Origin of the sequence: Limnothrix redekei LRLZ20PSL1, assembly GCF_043235035.1 — a bacterium.
Classification (GTDB): Bacteria; Cyanobacteriota; Cyanobacteriia; order CACIAM-69d; family CACIAM-69d; genus CACIAM-69d.
Window position 1 is genome coordinate 1 of record NZ_JAZAQF010000017.1, and the last position, 18,002, is coordinate 18,002.

The 18,002-nt window shown below is 55.7% G+C and carries 19 protein-coding genes and 1 pseudogene; 11 read left to right on the top strand and 9 right to left on the bottom strand.

Translation table 11 applies throughout. The annotated features are described in order from the left end of the window. The 3 genes and pseudogenes from VPK24_RS03325 to VPK24_RS03335 all read left to right on the top strand — a co-directional run. A pseudogene (locus VPK24_RS03325) lies at positions 1 to 110 on the top strand (IS630-like element ISAtsp7 family transposase); the annotation flags it as partial. Continuing rightward, entirely contained in the window at positions 111 to 455 is a 345-nt protein-coding gene (locus VPK24_RS03330; RefSeq protein ID WP_393010695.1) for a KGK domain-containing protein, read from the top strand. A 3-nt stretch (positions 456 to 458) separates the two neighbouring features. Continuing rightward, positions 459 to 695, top strand: a complete 237-nt coding sequence (locus tag VPK24_RS03335; protein WP_393010697.1) for an HNH endonuclease — start codon at positions 459 to 461, stop codon at positions 693 to 695. Positions 696 to 850: 155 nt separating this feature from the next. On the opposite strand, the gene VPK24_RS03340 is transcribed toward VPK24_RS03335, so the two are convergent. Further along, a complete protein-coding gene (locus VPK24_RS03340) occupies positions 851 to 3,298 on the bottom strand; it encodes a 5'-nucleotidase C-terminal domain-containing protein (protein ID WP_393010699.1) in 2,448 nt (815 codons plus the stop codon). A gap of 954 nt (positions 3,299 to 4,252) precedes the next feature. Between VPK24_RS03340 and VPK24_RS03345 the strand changes: the two genes are divergently transcribed. Further along, positions 4,253 to 4,756 carry a hypothetical protein gene (locus VPK24_RS03345; RefSeq protein ID WP_393010701.1) on the top strand — a complete coding sequence of 168 codons (504 nt, stop codon included), beginning with the start codon at positions 4,253 to 4,255 and terminating at the stop codon, positions 4,754 to 4,756. 139 nt (positions 4,757 to 4,895) lie between these two features. Here VPK24_RS03345 and VPK24_RS03350 read toward each other — a convergent pair whose 3' ends face one another. From VPK24_RS03350 to VPK24_RS03360, 3 genes are all read right to left on the bottom strand, one after another. Then, positions 4,896 to 6,143: an FIST signal transduction protein gene (locus VPK24_RS03350; RefSeq protein WP_393010703.1), complete on the bottom strand. Its 1,248-nt coding sequence runs from the start codon at positions 6,141 to 6,143 to the stop codon at positions 4,896 to 4,898. Between the two features lie 130 nt (positions 6,144 to 6,273). Continuing rightward, a complete protein-coding gene (locus VPK24_RS03355; RefSeq protein WP_190532243.1) occupies positions 6,274 to 7,683 on the bottom strand; it encodes a ferredoxin:protochlorophyllide reductase (ATP-dependent) subunit N in 1,410 nt (469 codons plus the stop codon). Between the two features lie 275 nt (positions 7,684 to 7,958). Further along, entirely contained in the window at positions 7,959 to 8,405 is a 447-nt protein-coding gene (locus VPK24_RS03360; protein ID WP_393010705.1) for a DUF5331 domain-containing protein, read from the bottom strand. 21 nt (positions 8,406 to 8,426) lie between these two features. On the opposite strand from VPK24_RS03360, the gene VPK24_RS03365 reads away from it, so the two are divergent. Beyond that, complete coding sequence (locus VPK24_RS03365; RefSeq protein ID WP_393010707.1) at positions 8,427 to 8,600, top strand: hypothetical protein; 174 nt, start codon at positions 8,427 to 8,429, stop codon at positions 8,598 to 8,600. 28 nt (positions 8,601 to 8,628) lie between these two features. Here VPK24_RS03365 and bchL read toward each other — a convergent pair whose 3' ends face one another. Next, positions 8,629 to 9,489: a ferredoxin:protochlorophyllide reductase (ATP-dependent) iron-sulfur ATP-binding protein gene (bchL, locus tag VPK24_RS03370; protein ID WP_099533688.1), complete on the bottom strand. Its 861-nt coding sequence runs from the start codon at positions 9,487 to 9,489 to the stop codon at positions 8,629 to 8,631. A 774-nt stretch (positions 9,490 to 10,263) separates the two neighbouring features. Between bchL and VPK24_RS03375 the strand changes: the two genes are divergently transcribed. The 3 genes from VPK24_RS03375 (at position 10,264) to VPK24_RS03385 (ending at position 11,650) form a co-directional block, all read left to right on the top strand. Then, entirely contained in the window at positions 10,264 to 10,431 is a 168-nt protein-coding gene (locus VPK24_RS03375; RefSeq protein WP_393010709.1) for a hypothetical protein, read from the top strand. A 30-nt stretch (positions 10,432 to 10,461) separates the two neighbouring features. Beyond that, on the top strand, positions 10,462 to 10,893 hold the full coding sequence (locus VPK24_RS03380; protein ID WP_393010711.1) for a hypothetical protein: 432 nt from the start codon (positions 10,462 to 10,464) through the stop codon (positions 10,891 to 10,893). A 286-nt stretch (positions 10,894 to 11,179) separates the two neighbouring features. Continuing rightward, positions 11,180 to 11,650: a hypothetical protein gene (locus VPK24_RS03385; RefSeq protein WP_393010713.1), complete on the top strand. Its 471-nt coding sequence runs from the start codon at positions 11,180 to 11,182 to the stop codon at positions 11,648 to 11,650. 106 nt (positions 11,651 to 11,756) lie between these two features. Here the strand turns inward: VPK24_RS03385 and dnaK are convergent, their stop codons facing one another. Next, a complete protein-coding gene (gene dnaK / locus VPK24_RS03390) occupies positions 11,757 to 14,027 on the bottom strand; it encodes a molecular chaperone DnaK (protein WP_393010715.1) in 2,271 nt (756 codons plus the stop codon). A 341-nt stretch (positions 14,028 to 14,368) separates the two neighbouring features. Between dnaK and VPK24_RS03395 the strand changes: the two genes are divergently transcribed. Beyond that, positions 14,369 to 15,145: a Uma2 family endonuclease gene (locus VPK24_RS03395; protein ID WP_393010717.1), complete on the top strand. Its 777-nt coding sequence runs from the start codon at positions 14,369 to 14,371 to the stop codon at positions 15,143 to 15,145. Between the two features lie 14 nt (positions 15,146 to 15,159). On the opposite strand, the gene VPK24_RS03400 is transcribed toward VPK24_RS03395, so the two are convergent. From VPK24_RS03400 to VPK24_RS03410, 3 genes are read right to left on the bottom strand one after another with little or no spacing between them, the layout of a single operon-like run. After that, complete coding sequence (locus tag VPK24_RS03400; RefSeq protein WP_393010719.1) at positions 15,160 to 15,492, bottom strand: XisI protein; 333 nt, start codon at positions 15,490 to 15,492, stop codon at positions 15,160 to 15,162. After that, the gene (locus VPK24_RS03405; RefSeq protein WP_393010721.1) at positions 15,480 to 15,896 is read right to left on the bottom strand and encodes a XisH family protein; all 417 of its coding nucleotides are present in this window, start codon (positions 15,894 to 15,896) and stop codon (positions 15,480 to 15,482) included. The genes VPK24_RS03400 and VPK24_RS03405 overlap by 13 nt, the downstream gene beginning before the upstream one ends. Before the next feature lie 20 nt (positions 15,897 to 15,916). Next, entirely contained in the window at positions 15,917 to 16,096 is a 180-nt protein-coding gene (locus VPK24_RS03410; protein ID WP_242026240.1) for a hypothetical protein, read from the bottom strand. Positions 16,097 to 16,601: 505 nt separating this feature from the next. Between VPK24_RS03410 and VPK24_RS03415 the strand changes: the two genes are divergently transcribed. Continuing rightward, on the top strand, positions 16,602 to 17,309 hold the full coding sequence (locus tag VPK24_RS03415; RefSeq protein WP_393010723.1) for a Uma2 family endonuclease: 708 nt from the start codon (positions 16,602 to 16,604) through the stop codon (positions 17,307 to 17,309). A gap of 99 nt (positions 17,310 to 17,408) precedes the next feature. After that, on the top strand, positions 17,409 to 17,966 hold the full coding sequence (locus VPK24_RS03420; protein WP_393010725.1) for a hypothetical protein: 558 nt from the start codon (positions 17,409 to 17,411) through the stop codon (positions 17,964 to 17,966). Positions 17,967 to 18,002: the final 36 nt, after the last annotated feature.

Sequence of the window (18,002 nt, forward strand, 5' to 3'; positions counted from 1 at the left end):
GAACAGAAACTATAGAGGTGTTGGAACAATTAACGAGACTAGCAGCCCGACTAGTGGATTTACAGTGCCTGAGAAACTGGTTTACTAAGTGCTGTTATTGTACCTGGTGATTGCGGCAAGGGCTGTATCAAATTGGCTTAAAAAACCCAACCTCTACAGTTCAAGAGTTCTTACAGGTTATTGCCAATGCACTGCAACACTATTCTGGCTATAACATATCCACTATTGAGTGGAACTCCAACCGCCGTTCATGGTTTTCTACAGAAGGTATCAGAGGAGGCGCTTTACGATTTGGAAAAAAGGGGTGGCAGTCGGGGCGGTTGAGATTATCGATCGAGTTTTGTCCCGATGAACCAGAACCAGAACCAGAAACGTCAGAATTGCCCTTGCTAGAAGCCAGCATTGAACCGGCTAATTCTCCGTTAGATGAAATTCGGCGATTGGCAGAGGAATAGCAAATGGCTAAAACTCCCCGCATCAAAATCGATCCAGCCGTTCGACAATTTGTGCTCGATCGCGATAATCACCAATGCCAAAGTTGTGGCAGCCGCGATCGCCTAGAAATTGACCACATCAAATCCCTCGCCGCTGGTGGTTCCAACGACATCAGCAACTTGCATACCCTTTGTCGCAGTTGCAATGCCCGCAAGCGCGATCGCCTCGATTTACGGTTCGATCGCCGGTTTAACCTGTGAACCCTGCCCTAAACATGATTTTCAGCCTAAAAAGCGATGAGGAGCGAGGTCGATCGATCTCCCAAAATTAGGAATTTGACGACCCACTCCTCATCAATCATCTTTGAGTGGTTAGTAGCGCCCCGTGGCTCACTGACTCAGCCGGGAGCCAACCACTAGATAAACGCGCTTTGGGTGATGACGCTGGCGGTGACATTCTGCAAGATGGCCAGTACGCCGCCATCCCGCAGGGCCAGTTGGGTGTTCGCGCCCTGTTGAGTAATCACCAGATCGCTGAACCGGACACCATCCGTCAGGGCCAGGCGATCGCCCCCCGAGGCCCCCAGCGTGAAATCCGTCACCACATCCGGGGACTGACCCGGGCCGTTGCGCCGCAGCACAAAGGTATCGTTCCCTGCGCCGCCGGTTAGCACGTCTGTGGCCAAATCCCCTGCCAGCAGGTCATTGCCATTGCCGCCTAACAGGGTGTCGTTGCCGCGTCCCCCAAACAGGCGATCGTCACCATCGCCACCATTGAGCAAATCCGCTCCCTGATTACCTGCCAGGAAATCTGCGCCTGCTGAGCCAGTGAGGATGTCGTTGCCGTTCATGCCCAACACACCCCCTGTACCCTCGATCGCCCCGGCGGCCAAGGTGTATGAATCGTCCCGGCTGCTGAGGGCAAAGAAGCTGGCCCGCAACACCTCATCCGCCCGGCCAGACAGGTTTTGAATGCGGCGATCGTCCGCGATCGAGGTGTCTGGCGCAGTGAACGTGCCCACTTCGCGTAGATAGTCTGCCAATGCTTTTTGCTCGCTGCCAGCGGTGGTGAACGTGGCCGTTGTGCCTGCGGGCACCAAATTCACTTGGTTATAGCGAGCTGCATTCTCCCGGGCAAACTTGGGGAAGGGGTAGTTGTCGCCGCCCGCCTCCTGGGTGCTGGTGCCTGCTAGGAAATTCAGCGTCACCACCCGAAACGTCCGATTGGCATCACCCACCACTTGTCCGTTGCGAACAATGAAATCGGTGATGTTGTCGTTTTCGTCGCGCAGGGCGATCGACTGAACCCGTTGGTTAACCGGCTTGGTGAGGTCAAAGCTGAAGGCCACCCCACCCACTTGGGGAAACTGACCCGGCGTGCGCCCCGGCCCCGATCCGGCCACCCCATGCTCCAAAATTTCCTTCAGTTGAGTGGCTGTCAGCGTCACCAAACTCAGGGTGTTGTTAAAGCGCAGGGAGTTTTCGATATCAAGCTGGGAAATTTGTCCCGTTTGCTTGTTGGCCGCAGGGTTGGCAGGCACGGGCAAGCGCTCCACCTGGCCGCCCACTTGCCCACCGCCACCAGCGATCGCCCCGATCGCATCGCGAATCCCACCACCGTTCTTAATCGAAATCACCGCGCTGGGATCGACCTTGCGAGCCGCCGCCAAGTTCGCATCCGCCGTCAGGTTCCCCAGGTTGGTTTCTTGGGTGCGCACAAAATCGCGGTTGCCTTCGAGGTACACCGACGCGCGGCCAAACAAGTTGCCATCTTTGGTATTGATCAGATTTCGCAGGGCCGTGGTGACTGCCGTAACCTGGGGACTCGGCTGGCCAGGGTTGTTGGCCGTCAGGGCTTGCACACTGGCGCTATCGGTGGCGTAGGCCCCATTCAGCGAGGGGTTGAGGCTGCTGGGAATTAACTGGCCCGCATCGTCAAAATCCGCCACCAAGCGACCGACGTAACGATAGTTGGCAGCGGTGTTCAGGACGGCCACGGGCCCCGTGGGCGAAGTCTCAATGATCGGGTAGGCAAGGCCAGAAGCACGGGTATCACCGGGGCGCAGCCGATCGCCCTCATCGGCCAACAGGGTGTGAGACCCACCCGCAATCAACACATCCACATCCCGCAGTCGTTTGGCCAGTTCGCGCTCAATTTCGAGCTGCTGCATGTGGGCCAACACCACCACCTTGTTAATCCCCGTAGCCGTCAGGGCATTCACGGCGGGTTGAATTTCCGCTGCCAAGGCATCCAGTTCAGCGGCGCTGGGGGTGTTGCCAAAGCTGCCGGGCGTGATGCCCACGCCGGAGCCAGGGGAAGAAATGCGGGCCAAGGTGGGGGTGGTGGCCCCGACAATGCCGATCCGTTCGCCGCCAACGGTCAACACCACCGACTTGGCAATCTTGCCCGCGCGATCGTCGCTGGTGACGGTGGTGAAGTCCTGGCCATCGGGCACAACGTTATCGCGAAGGGCGCTGTCGTTGGCAAAGTTCAGGTTGGCACTCAGATAGGGAAACCGCGCTCCGGCATAGCCTTGGCCGGGTGTGAGCAAGGAATCGATCGTGGAAGTGCCTTGGTCAAATTCATGGTTACCGAAAACAGATGCCTGGATCCCAATGGCATTCAGGATCGCAATGTCAGCGCGGCCCACCCCTTCACGGCCCAAAACACTGCGGAGGGCCGTATCGCTCCCTGAAGAGAAGAAGGGGCCGGGGATGTAATTATCACCAGAAGACAGCGTGAGGGTGTTGGGAACGTCATCGCGCAGGGCATTGACTACCGTTGAGAACCCCACAGCATCATCCAGCGCAGGAATGCCAGCCTCAAAGTCTGAACCGTGCAGAATTTGTAGCTTATAAACCATGATTTGCAACCCTTAACTTTGAGTTAACCGTGCTGGAAATGACCCAATGGGCACTCTTGCATGGCCAGGCTAAGACAATGATGAATTTGGGTTAAGACTATGTTAGGACTCGATTTTCATTCAATAGTTTTCACGTTCAATTATGTCTAGAAATTTTTGATTTTGGTAAACTGATAAATTACTTATTTTTGAATAAATATTTGCTTAACTTCAGAATGATTTGAAAATCCAACAAGCACACTAAAACGAAAATTTGATTATCCAAGATAAATTCAGAAAGATCTTTGATGATCGGTTTACTTTTTTGGTTTGATTTCATTTGAAATATGCCGATTGTGTCTTGCCGAATATCGATCAAGTTTATCGATCGCGAGATCAAGAATTTGGGTCAGGGGGGTTTAGGGGGAGGCATCATTTTTTAAGGTGAGGCTGAAGCGACTGATTTTCCTTGTCCCAATGGTTGTAACAAGCGGCTTAAGCCCCTTTTCCCTCACGATCCGCTAACGGCAGATCTAGGGGGTCAGGCGAAATGACGACAGGTTCTAAACCCCCTGGCTGGGTTGATCGGTTGGGTAATTCGACCCCTTGCAGGAATTCAACCCCATCTGATCAAGATGGGCTAATCAACGATCATCTGGTAGGTTGGGTTAAGGTGCAAAACCCAATAGCAGCAAGGCTTGTGGTGATCGAGTTGGGTTTCGTAAAGCTCAACCCAACCTACGGGACTAGACCTCCTGGCTGGGTTGATCGGTTGGGTAATGGAATCCGTTGGGGCTACTCAAAAGATTTGCCGCACAAAGTCGATCGCCGTTGTGTGACCCCAGTGGACAGATTTTCAAGCGATCGCTGGATTGTTCATCGTCATTTTTTCTACCTAGCCTGAAAAGGGCGATGTTTCAGCAACTTCAGCCCCCGAATCAGGTGTGTTGTTCTTGAAATTTCTTGAGCATGGTGATGAATAACCTTAAACAACTACAGGGTTTTGCCGTTGGTGCGCTCATAGCCTTGATGGTTTTGCCAGAAGCGGCCCTGGCTCGATCGCTGGCGGAATCTTCCCTGGATCAACGGCAATCCTTCCAGAATTCAGCCATGGGTCAACGGCCTGCTGAGCGCTTGATTAGTGCGCCCGATCGAGCCAAGGATGATGATGACGACTGGGATGATGACGACGATGATGAACCCATCATCCGCATTTCGGGCCGGGTGATTCGCTTTGGCGAGCGGGACGAAAATGAATGGATTGTGGAAGCCAATGGCCGGCAATATCGCGTGGATGCGGGGCCGCGTTGGTGGCGAAATTTGCCCGTTTCTGTGGGCGATCAGCTCACCGTTGAAGGCGAGTTGGATGATGGCGAATTAGATGCATTTTGGGTGCAATTAGCCAACGGAGAAACGGTGCAATTGCGAGGGCGATCGGGGCCGCCGCCTTGGTCAGGTGGTCGCCGTCGATCGCGCTAACAACCTTCTCCAAGAGAGACCCACAATCCCAACGCTGCGGTCAATTTTGCGGCCCACCACATTGCCGTCGATTCAGGCGAAGGGCAAGCGTGTTCCTGTGGCGTTGTGGCACTGGCAGGGCGATCGGGGCGGTGATTCCCTAGGCTTTGGGGCGAAACAGGGCAAAAACGGAGGTGTAACCGTGAATAAAGGTTGTGCCACCCACGGGGCCAATTTCGCCGTTGCAGAAAAAGCCCGCCACAGGCATCAGACCCAGATATTTTTGCAACAGGCAGGAATCAAAATTGGCTTTGTTATAAAGCCCTTGGCCACGACCCACGCAGGCAAACATCAAGGCCCCGATCGGGTCGGGCTGTTCCGATGGGCGATCGCGCAAATACCGTTCCAACAGGGCGCGTAGGTCTTCGGCGGAGGTGTCCGCATCTCGCAAATGAAACTGAATCCGTTGGCCCCGGCGGATTCGATCGCCGATCGCGATCGCGCCGCCGCTGGGATCCACCCCCAACAGGTTGCGAATCAGGAAATCGCCGGGTTCCAGGGTTTGGCGAAAGGCATCGCGGGCCAAACCCACAAAAAGGGAATATTGCGCCAGTTCGCGATCCTTGTCGCTGAGTTCTTCAATCAGTTGCCGCAGGGCCTTGAGGGGGGCTTGGGGTTTGTCGGCGATCGTGTCTTGATCCATCTGAATCGACACTTGCATCACGATGTTGCGCTCGCATTCCGTGACCCACAGGGGCTGACCGATCGGGCGGCAACCTTGGGCCACAATCGGCTCAATCACCATATCGCCACTGAGGGCCACCCCCACCGCGCCCGATCGATAGGCCTGATAGTCCGCAAAGAGTTGCTTGCTTTCCCGAAAGGAGTCCCCGCTGGCCAAGCCGCCCACGGTCACGGAGCCGGGATAGGCATAGTCCAGCCCTTGCAGCAGGTCGTTCATTTGCACCAACCCCGGATCCGCAAAGACCAAAAAGTTAGGGTTTGTGGCGGGATCCGCCCCGATCGCCTCAATCCAGGGTTGGGGCGGCCCATCCAAATCGGGCAGGGCCTCGCGATCGAGGTGAAAGGTGTGGATGGTGACGTTCGGTAACCGAGCGGCCATCACGCAGAGGGCCGGATCATCTTCCACCTCTTCCACCTGTTGCGGATCCAGGTTGCCCACAACGCCGCTGCCCCCACAGCCCGCCATGGCCCGAGCAGGCAGGCGATCGCGCAGCAGGGGCATCAGCCGTGCATATTCGCTGCTAAAGGCCGACGAGATGAAGACCAGCAACAAATCTGGCGGTTGTCCCAAAGTCGCTAAAACACGCTGGCTGACCTCATCAATGGCCGCTTCTAGGGATGGTTGCTTGGAAACGGCGCTGACCCATTTCATTTGGTCACTCATGGGGGTAGTCCTCCTGCGGGCGCGGGGCGATCGCTCGGATCGAGTCGAATCAAGATCCTAACCTGGGAGCCTCTGGCCAAGGGCGATCGTGCAGCGAACTGTTGCAAATGAATTGAGGAGCCGTTTGGATTTACACGGAAGTGGTTTCTCGGACTAATTTGTCCCAGCCCAACTCCTTCAGTGCGCCATTACGACGGAGGGGGCGCGTCACCAATTCCAAAATGTCGCGGGTGCTGCCAAAGCCGTGAATTTGCGCAAAGGTAAACTCTACTGACCATTTGGTATTAATGCCGCGTGCTTCCAAGGGATTGGCGTGGGCCATGCCGGTAATCACCAAATCTGGCTGCAAATCATAGATGCGCTGAATTTGATTGTAGTTGTCCGGCTTTTCAACAATCCGGGGCAATTCCACTCCCATTTCCTGACAAGTTTTGGTCAACAAATCCAGCTCGGCCCCTTGGTAGCGCTTGTCCATGTAGGGAATGCCAATTTCCGGCACGGTTGCTCCACAACGAATCAGGAACCGCGCCATGGAAACTTCGAGCAAATTGTCACCCATGAAGAAAATCGACTTGCCGCGAATCAGTTGCACATAGTCTTCCACGCTCTGCCAAATTTGTGCTTCTCGCTCGGCCAGTCCTTGGGGTTCAATGCCCAACACAGCACAGATTTTTTCGATCCAAGCACGAGTCCCGTCGGGACCGATCGGGAAGGGTGCGCCAATCAATTTGCACTTCCGCCGCCGCATGAAGGCCGTGGCCGTGCGCGAGAGGAACGGATTCACCCCGGATGCATAGTAGCCTTCGGCGAGGGCGGGCAATTCTGTGTAGCGTTTGGCGGGCAACCAGCCGGCCAATTTAATCCCTTGGCGCTTCAGTTCGAGGGTCAATTGCGTGACGACCGGGTCAGGCACTGAGCCAAACAATACCAGCGGTTGATGGTTCACATAGCCCGCTTCGTCTTCTTGGATTTCTTCTTTCTTTTTGCCAAAGTTCAGCAACTTTTGAATGGCGTTGCGATCGTCTGCGGCGGCGGGGGTTTGTTGGGTGGCATCGGGGCAGCGCTGCACCATGGCCGCCAGCACCGTATCTTCCCCTTGGGTAAAGGCATAATCCAGCCCATTGGCGCGGGCCACCACGATCGGGATGCCGATTTCTGCTTCCAGTTTGGGGGCGATTCCTTCCAGATCCATCTTAATGATTTCGGTGGTGCAAGTGCCAATCCAAACAATCACCGAAGGGTTGCGATCGCGCTTGATATCTTCACAGAGTCGCTTCAGTTCTGCGTAGTCATTCAATTGGGCAGAAATATCCCCTTCTTCGAGTTCCGCCATGGCATAGCGCGGCTCCGCAAAAATCATCACACCCATGGCATTTTGCAAGAAATAGCCACAAGTTTTCGTGCCAATCACTAAGAAGAAACTATCTTCGATTTTTTGATAGAGCCAAGCGACGCAACTGATTGGGCAAAAGGTGTGATAATTGCCCGTTTCGCAGTCGAATTGGAGGGCGGGGGTGTTGGGTTCGATCGTGGCGGTCATTGGCTGTTCCTCACAGGTAAAACGGTTGAGTTTTGGGGGATAAATCGTAGGGATTGTCGTCATTTTTTGGATGCAAGCTGAAACAGTTGCTTGTCCATGCCCCAATCCTCGTAACAAGATGCTTAAGCCCCTTGTTCCCACGATCCGCTAACGGTGGAATCAGGGGTTTGGGCGATTGACGACGAGCCTTACGTTCCTACTTGGATGTTTGGTTGAAATGAAACCCGCTACCCTGACCACGATCGAACCCTGAATTTCGCTGAATTTCGCTGAACTTAAAAAGTCGATCGCTCCCAAATGGGAATCCGTTCAGCATCACGGGTGCGGCCATTGCAGTCGGTTTCCTCAAACTGTTCGATCGGGGGTTGGGCAAACTCGATCGGCGCAGGATCGCTGGCGGGTAACAGGATGGCGGGACGGTTGCGGCGTTCGCGGGCGGCGGCCTTGGCGGCTAACTCCAATTCCCGATCGGGGTCAAAGTCCAGCCCCAGCGCTTCGATCACCCGATCGGGATCGCTGCTGAGATCCACCAACAGCGGCATCAACTCCGTCACTCGTGGTTCCAGCACCGTCGCTGTCGCCAACAAAAAACTCGATAGGGGGCGGCGGTGGCCCAACTCGCTTTCTGTCCAAATGGCCATGCGGGCCAACCAGGAACGGTTATCGCGGTAATAGTCCAGCCACTTTTGACGGATTGATCGGCGCAACTGTTCAACGTTCATAGGGCGGAAGATCGGTGGACTTTGGAGATATCAAACCTCGATCGAGCCTACCTGATTAATCCCTATCCGGGCGCAGCGGTTGCAGGGGAATTGTGGGGCCTCGGGCGGAGGGCGCACCGCTGTGCGCCCCTACGTTTTGCCCTGTTTTTGTCGATCGCCCAACCGATCGTCCATCGTTGGGAGCAAGGGGCTTAAGCCCCTTGTCTGGACTTGGGTTCCGCCCTTACACCATCATCAATTCGGGTTCGGGTTCCGTCGTCTTTGGTTCTTGCGGGTTCAGATAGAAGTCCGACAGCATCGAGAACAACTCCCGATCGGGCGATCCATCGGGAACCACGCCCTCCGGCATCGCCAACAGTTGATCGGCAATGTTCAGGTAATAGTCACAAACCGGCAGCAACGACGGGTCAGACTCCGCCATCTCAAACAGCGTTTTGCCCTTCACCCGCGACACGCGAATATCTTCAATCAGCGGCAAAATCTCCAGCACCGGCATCGGCACGGCGCTGACATATTTATCAATCAGATCCCGCTTGGAAGTCCGGTTGCCAATCAAGCCCGCCAGCCGCAGCTTGTGCGTCCGCGCCTTTTCGCGCACCGAAGCCGCAATCCGATTAGCCGCAAACAGCGCATCAAAGCCGTTGTCCGTGACGATCACGCAGTAGTCCGCATAGTTCAAGGGAGCCGCAAAGCCGCCGCAAACCACATCGCCCAGCACGTCGAACAAAATCACGTCGTACTCATCAAAGGCATTCAATTCCCGCAGCAGCTTCACCGTTTCGCCCACCACGTAGCCCCCGCAGCCCGCACCGGCCGGCGGCCCGCCCGCTTCCACGCAATGCACGCCGCCATAGCCCTTGTGGATCACGTCATCGGGCCAAACGTCTTCGTAGTGATAGCTCTTGGCTTGCAGGGTGTCGATGATCGTGGGAATCAGGTAGCCCGTGAGCGTGAAGGTGCTGTCGTGTTTCGGATCGCAGCCAATTTGCAGCACTTTTTTGCCACGACGGGCGAGGGCCACGGAGATGTTGCAACTGGTGGTGGATTTGCCGATGCCACCTTTGCCATAGACAGCGAGTTTCACGGGGGGAGTCCTCTGGGGAAATCTGGTTGGAACAGGACTGGAGCAGGAATGCAACGGGGATTTAGTCTCGGTCAATCTCCATTAATCTCGGTCAGTCTCAGTCAAGCTCAGTCAATCTCAGTCAAGTTGGGTCAATCTCGCTTAAGCTTCGCCAATTTCGGTGAGCTGCCCGAGTCCTGAACTGGCAGACCGAGGGCGATCGAAATGAGCGAGATGGCAAAAATCAAAACCGGAGCATTGAAGCCTGAGTAGGGGGCCGATCGGGAATGGGATTAATCGCGAATGAAGCTCAGCGGTAACGGAAATCGGGAATGCAGCCAAAAAACTGAGTTGGGGGTGGGCAGCCCTGGAGCGATCGCGGTTGGTTGCCCCACCGATGGCATTATCAGCAGATTTTTCCCGAAAGGAAAGCAAGGCTAATTTTGTCCGGCCGCGCCAGCCGCCTTGAAGCTGACCCTAAATTCAAAAAATGGTTTTAAAGCTGATCAAAATCAAATAAATGCGTTTTTAAGCCAAATTAATCAAATTTAGGGTCTGATTTATATAAAAATAAAAACAAAACCAAAATATAAATTCCTAGACTAGCCCAGCCCTTAATTCAGAGCCTGCTCGACTCCCTCATCGATTTGGGCTTTCCCAAAGGCGGATCCGAGGGTGATCGCACCCCAAAACAGCCGGGCGATCGGGAAATTTGGCGCTGTTTGTTAAGAATTCAATCAAAGTTCGGAGCGTTGACAGGAAACCGCGCGGCGAGATCGATCGACCATCTCACCCTTGATAGCGATCCCCGATCGGGAGTTGCGCCCACTCGCCAAGGAAGCCAGAATCGATCGGCCGCTGGCGAGTGGTTTGTGGCAAATTGGTGGCAGCATCGAGCCAGTTGTGTTACGCCATCTGGTGTTGCCCAATGGTGCAACGGCCCAAAACGCTTGCTGTTTTTGAAATCTCTCTGAGTCCTGTTGTTGCCGAGGGTTGCCCGTTATGTCTTTTGAGGTGTTGTTGATCCTGATCCTGGCGCTGATTTTTCTGTTGCAGTGGCTTGATGGACTCGATCGCGATCGACGCAAGGCAATTGAAGCGCGCCAAAAGGCTGAAGCGGATCTCCTCAACATGTTGATGCTGCGTAAATCCTTGGCAGATTTGCTGAAAAAATTGGCGGCGAATCCTGGCGACATGGGCTTGCAACAACAGGTTTTGGCCTCGATGCGAGTGCAGGAGGATGCCAAAGGAACCGGCCTGGGTTATGGCTCCCTGTTGGCGCTTTTTGAGGCGAACTCCGGTGATAAAACCCTGCGCAAAACGGTGCTAGAGGCGGGCCGAATTCACTACGGCAAGATTGCGGGCGGGGTGGCCTCTTTGGATGATGAACGCCGGGTCATGAACGATATTGCCGTTCGATCGTAGGAATGATCGCACGGGTGCTGAAGGTTACTCCTCCGGGCGATCGCGGGGTGATTTGTCCCCTTGGAGGTCAAGGCTTTTGGCAGTAATGTTTTTAAAGTTTGTTTTTAGGATTCGCCCAGCACGCTGCACAGTCTGACTCGAAATTTTTCGGGAATTTGCGCTGGGATCATGCCTGAAATGATTTCTGAACTCATTCCTGGAACTGCCTCGGGCATCAGCCTTGAAAGTTTTGCTTGGGAAACTGTTTCTTCGATTCGCAAGCCGGGAAACCTGGTCTGAGCTGTTTATGGTTTTGTCAAACCCTGCCCTTAAATTGCCCGCTGCGATCGCCCTTGTCTGCGTCTTGACCGGTTGCGCCCAAAGCAAAGTTGCCCAATGCAAACAACTGGTGGCCATTGCCAACTTGGCCAACGAAACGGCCCGGGAAGCCGCCACAGGCAAACCGGAGGCCATGCGCCGTGCTGCTGAATCGTTCGATCGGGCTGCCCAGGATTTGGGCAAGTTATCGCTCAGTGATACGCAATTAAAAGACCATCGATCACGCTTGGCGGATATCTACACCGACACCAGCCGCAGCACCCGTGAATTTTTGAACGCCATTCAACAAAAGGATCGCAACCTAGCTGAAATTGCAGTGCAATCGCTGGAGCAGTCCGCCAACAATGAGCGCAACCTGATCCAAACCATTAATCAAACCTGTCAGGTGGCTGAATCTGCCGCCAGCAATCCGGCCCAGCCGAATTCCCCAGCGCCGTGAGATCCGTTCACCGCTGATTACCACTGATTACCGCTGAGACGACCCACAGAGCGCGGCTTTCTGGAGGTTGATCGCGAGACTCATGGCCTCGCGATCAACCCTTGCATTAAAACCAGTCGTCCTCATCGTCCCAATTGTCGTTGTAGGTCGATCGCCGATCGCGCGGTTGGCTGCTGCCGTTGTTGCGGGCCTCCCGTCGATCGCTTGATCGCCCTGATCCATCCCGAGGGGCGGGCCGGCTGGGGCGATCGCTGGGGCCACCGTAGCCGCCGCCATAGCCCAAATCGTAGGGATCGCGCGATGCCGGGCGGCTCGGTTCCCGACGGCGATCGCCCTGACCGTTTGGTTCATTCCAACCCCGATCGCCTCGGCCCGGGTCGCCACCTCGTCCTAAGTCGCTGCCCCGGCCGTAATCGTTGCGGCCATAGTCGTTGCGCCCGTAATCATTCCGACCGTAGTTGTAGTCCCGATCGTAGCGATCGCCGCCACCCAATACCGCGTCGCGCCCATCCTGGAAGGTGCGCCGAATCGACCCAAAGAAGTTGTCGTCATCTTCTTCGGCGTAGCGATCGCGCACGTCCCGGTTCAGGTTGTAGATCGCGTCTTGCAAGTCGGCTTGGGTGCGATCGATCTCGATGTCGTTGTTGGCGGCGATTGCCTCGCGCAGGGCCTTGACGGTTTTTTCGATCGCCCGCCGATGCACCTCCACAAACTGCATCCCAAAATCGAGGGTCGCCTCCCGCAGTTGCCGTTCCGCTTGGAAAGTGAGGGCTTCGGCGCGGTTGCGTTTGTCCACCCGATCGCGCTGCGATCGATCCTGGTCGGCGAACTGCTGGGCCTCCTCGATCGCCTGGCGCACCTCAGACTCGTTCAGGGTCGAAGCATCCTGGATAATCACACTTTGCTCGCGGCCCGTGGTCATATCCAGGGCCGTCACCTGCAAAATGCCGTTCGCATCGATGTCAAAGGCCACGCGCACTTGGGGCACACCACGCGGCGCGGGCGGCAAGCCCTTGAGGATAAATTTCCCGAGGGATTTGTTATTCGCCGCCATTTCCCGCTCCCCTTGCAGGATGTGGATTTCCACCTGAGTTTGGTTGTTTTCGCTGGTGGAAAACATATCCGATCGCCGCACGGGAATCGTCGTGTTGCGGGGAATCAGCTTTTTCATCACGCCGCCGGAGGTTTCCAGCCCCAAGGAGAGGGGTGTCACGTCCAGCAGCAAAATATCTTTCACCTCGCCGCCCAGGATGCCCGCTTGGATCGCCGCGCCCACGGCCACCACCTCATCGGGGTTGACGTTTTGGCTCGGTTCCTTGCCCACGAGCGATCGCACCACGTCTTGCACAAAGGGAATCCGCGTGGAGCCGCCCACCAAAACGACTTCATCGATTTGCGATGGCCGCAACCCCGCATCCATAAAGGCCCGCTTCAGGGGCGCGCGAATCCGTTCGATCAAGTCCGTGCAAAGGCCCTCAAACTGCGATCGGGTTAGGCGGGTTTCCAAATGCTTTGGCCCATCCTCCGTGGCGGTGATGAAGGGCAAATTAATTTCCGTCGCCCCCACGCCGGACAGCTCAATCTTGGCCTTTTCCGCCGCTTCCGTCAGCCGTTGCAGGGATTGGCGATCGCGCCGCAGATCCAGCCCCTCGGTTTCTAGGAACTGCTCCGCTAGCCAATCCACAATTTTGCGATCGAAATCATTCCCGCCCAACTGCGTGTCGCCGCTGGTGGCCTTCACCTCAAAGACCCCATCACCCACTTCCAGCAGGGACACATCAAACGTACCGCCCCCCAGGTCAAACACCAACACCGTTTGGCTACTGGCCCGATCGAGACCATAGGCCAAGGCCGCCGCCGTCGGTTCATTAATAATCCGCTTCACATCCAGCCCGGCAATCCGCCCCGCATCGCGCGTGGCCTGCCGCTGGGAATCGTTGAAATAAGCCGGAACCGTAATCACCGCGCCGGTCACGGGCTGGCCCAAATAGCGCTCGGCTTCGTCGGCTAGCTTCCGCAAAATCATCGCCGACAGTTCTTCCGCCGGAAAGTCTCGCTGCAACTTGGGGCACACCACCCGCACATTCCCCTCCTCATTGCGCCGAATCGTGTAGGGCACGCGCTTTGAAGAAGGCGACAGCTCATCGTATTTGCGGCCAATAAACCGCTTTAGACCATAAAAGGTGTTTTGCGGATTCAACACCGTTTGGCGGCGAGCCAGTTGCCCCACCACCTTTTCGCCATCTTTGTTGAACCCAACGACGGACGGGGTGGTTCTCATCCCTTCGGCATTGGCAATGACGACGGGTTTCCCGCCTTCCATGACGGCCACGACGGAGTTGGTCGTACCGAGATCGATGCCAACGACTTTTCCCATTGCTTGGTTGCTTGTCTCTTGTTGCGGCTGCGAGTGGCTGAGGGGGCGATCGGGAAGGCCGTTCAGCCGAGTTGGATGAATGAACCAGCCCAATGACTGGCGCTTGAGATTGAGGGGCCCAGACAAGGGGCTTAAGCCCCTTGCCCCCCGGATCTCAAGGAATTTGCGGGGGACAGATTCAGCGCCCGATCGCGCGTTAAGAATCTTGTCGGCTTCATTCTATCCTGTGGCTTCCCATCCACCGAACCGAGGCGCGATCGAAACCGGGATCAACCTTGGCCAAAATCCTTTGCCAGAATGGAGACTGTTAGGCCGCAACCGATCGCCAGGAGCGCCGCCCCATGCTGCCCTTGTCTTTGGAAGTATCGGCAGAATTACTAGATTCCCTGCCCCCGATTGACGAGCTACCCGACTCTGACGATACGCCCGTGGATAACGAAGACCAATATTTCATTCCCGGTGTGCTGTTGATGTTGTTGAACTACATCTGGCGACACCGAGAGGACTGGTTCTTTTCGGGGGATATGGGCATCTATCACACCACGGGTTCTAATCCGCGCGTGCCGGTGATTCCCGATGCCTTTTTGAGCATTGGGGTCGATCGCCGCAAGGATGGAAAATCACGCCGCAGCTACATCACTTGGACGGAAAACAACATCCCACCGATTTTGACCCTGGAGATGGTGTCCCACACGCCGGGCGGGGAATACGACAGCAAAATGGCGATCTATGCCGGGTTGGGCGTGTTGTATTACGTGATCTATAACCCCGAGTTTTGGCAGCGGGATGGGCACGATCCCTTTGAGGTTTACAAACTGGTTGATGGGGCCTATCAGCGGCAAAGCGGTGAACCCTGCTGGATGCCGGAAATTGGCTTAGGGATTGGGCGCGATCGGTTGGTGGATGACCCGTTCGATCGGGAAGTCCTCACCTGGTACGACGCGCGGGGCCAACGCTATCGCAGTGAAGCGGAGGTGGAGCGCGATCGGGCGGCCGCCGAACGCCAACGAGCCGCAATCGAGGCCCAGCGAGCTGACGAAGCCCAGCAACGAGCCGATCGCCTGGCGGAGCGCTTGCGGGAGTTGGGCATTGATCCGGAGGCGATCGAGTCGGATTAATCAGGTTACGCCGATCATCCAGCGGCGAAATCGGTTAGGCGGCGGCGATAGGGCGATTGAAAACCCAGCACGATATCGTTTTTTGGAACACCGAGGGCGAGTAATTCGGTGGCGATGCCCAGTTCGGTTCCATCGCGCTCAATCCAGATTTTGCCGTCCTGCAATGTGACGTAGATGATACAGCCAAATACTCGCTTGGAGCCATCCCAACCAATGTGCAGCAGTTGGTAGCGATCGCGCTCGGTATCAAAAATCAGTTGCAGATCGGTTTCACCTCGGCTTAATCCTTTGGTGGTGTGACGCTTCAGTAGGTCTTGAACCAGTTGGCTGTAGTTCATTCCTTCCATAGCACAATATCCTGACTAACCAAGTCGATGATGATCAGTTTGATGCTGTATTCGGCGATCGAATCTTGGATGAAAGACTTGATAAAAAATTCTTCGTAAATATCTTGTGAAATGGCTAAATACAGCGTGCGATCGGGGTTGGTGCGCTTCAGGGCTAATCGATAGTTTAAAAACTGTCCGAGAGCGAGATGGTAAGCAAACAGATCAGAATTGCCCAGGAATGATTTGATCTCAACGGCGATCGTTTGTCCTGACTTGCTGGCTCCTAGAATACGCTCGGCTCCCAGATCGATGCTGAGGCGAACATCGTCAACCAAGATATAAAGCGGGTCGTCGGTGATTGTCCAGCCATCTTTGATCAGGGCTTGGCAAACAGCATCATGAACGAGATCGCGAGCAGGCATAGCAAGTTGGGCTAATTCGGTTATGGCGGGTCTGGGGTGATCCAATCCGTGAGCGATCGCCCTAGGTAGGCTTCCAAAAAGGCGCGGGCGGCGGCGGGTTCGATCGCCTCTAGGGCTGCCACGATGGCTGGAATTGCGTCGGCTTGGGGATCTTGGGTTTCGTTGAACCAATAATGCACGGTCGATCGGGCAATGCCCATGGTGACGGCGAGCCGCCAATGGTTTGAAAGGGGGGCTGATGCCGTAGTCTTGCAAGGTTTGTTTGAGTGCTTTTCCTGCTCGCGCCATACCCCCAATGGTCTCAAAGGGGGGCGATCGGGTAAATGTTCACAATCACGGTTCACAATCACGAACATCTAGCATCTTGCTGGGCATCGCGTTCGGCATATTTCAACGACGGCGACTGATCGTACTGGTTCACCCCGATCGCGATCGCCCAGTTCCGCCCCTCAGCGTTCATCTATCCCAGGTTTGTTCATTGCTTTCACGTCACCATAGCCCGTTATCCCTTCAACTTCAATTCGATCACGATCGTCCCCGTTACGCCGCCTTTGGCCCCCACCGCTTGGATGCCGATCGACCCCTCCGCGGATAAATTTTCAGGGCGATCGGGGGGCATACAATCCCTCCCATGGGGGTGACGAATTTTGGGCAGCTCTTTGCCAAGATAGAACCATTAGGCCGCAATGCCAGGAGCGCCGCGCCATGCTGCCCTTGTCTTTGGAATTATCGGCAGAATTACTAGATTCCCTGCCCCCGATTGACGAGTTGCCCGACTCCGACGATACGCCCCTGGATGATGAAGATCACCATTTCAATATTGTCCTGCTGTTGTTCTTGTTGAACTACATCTGGCGACACCGAGAGGACTGGTTCTTTTCGGGGGATATGGGCATCTATCACACCACGGGTTCTAATCCGCGCGTGCCGGTGATTCCCGATGCCTTTTTGAGCATTGGGGTCGATCGCCGCAAGGATGGAAAATCACGCCGTAGCTACATCACTTGGACGGAAAACAACATCCCGCCAATTTTGACCCTGGAGATGGTGTCCCACACACCGGGCGGGGAATACGACAGCAAAATGGCGATCTATGCCGGGTTGGGCGTGTTGTATTACGTGATTTATAACCCCGAGTTTTGGCAGCGGGATGGGCACGATCCCTTTGAGGTTTACAAACTGGTTGATGGGGCCTATCAGCGGCAAAGCGGTGAACCCTGCTGGATGCCGGAAATTGGTTTGGGAATTGGGCGCGATCGGTTGGTGGATGACCCGTTCGATCGGGAAGTTCTCACCTGGTACGACGCTCAGGGCCAACGCTATCGCAGCGAGGCGGAGGTGGAGCGCGATCGGGCCGATCGCCTGGCGGAGCGGCTGCGGGAGTTGGGTATTGATCCGGAGGCGATCGGGTAAGACCCGAGGGCTTGAATTTTCTTAAGGGATGGCTGATCAGCGCGATCGCGTGGCTAGACTGAGCGGTGAGGATTTGGCTGGTTTGGACGAGGGAACTCCATGAGTGCGTTTGATTTTCAGCGATCGGGCGATCGCCCCCCCAGATTCAGCAAAGCGCCCAAGCCTCGGGAGTTGGGGTGGTCGGTGTTGGCTCCCTTGGACGATCGCGATCAGCACCCCTGTCCCATTTGTCGCCACGGACAAATTCAGCCGATGCCGATGATGGAGGATGCCTGGGCCTGCGATTTTTGCCGGCATTTGTTCACGCTGGATTTGCAATCCCGGATTTTGCGGGTGGAGGACAGCACCCAGCCCTTGCAGTGGCGTTGGTTGGGGCGATCGTGGCAACCGGTGCGCTACAGCAATGAAGCGCTCACACCGACCATTTGGCTGCTGGCCGTAATTTTGGCGATCGGGCCGGTGGGGTTGATTGGTTTGTCGCAATACCTCTTTCCCCCTTTACCCGGCTCCCGATCGGTGGGATTTGGCCAAGGGTGGTTAATTTCAGCGGCGATCGGGCATTTCATTTTGGCCGCCTGGTTGGTGCTGGAGCATTACCAGTGGCCGCTCTATGTGTCGTTGAAGTTGCGCTGGCAAGATTGGCGATCGAACCGCTGATTATCCTGATTGATCATCCCAATTTGACTCGATTGG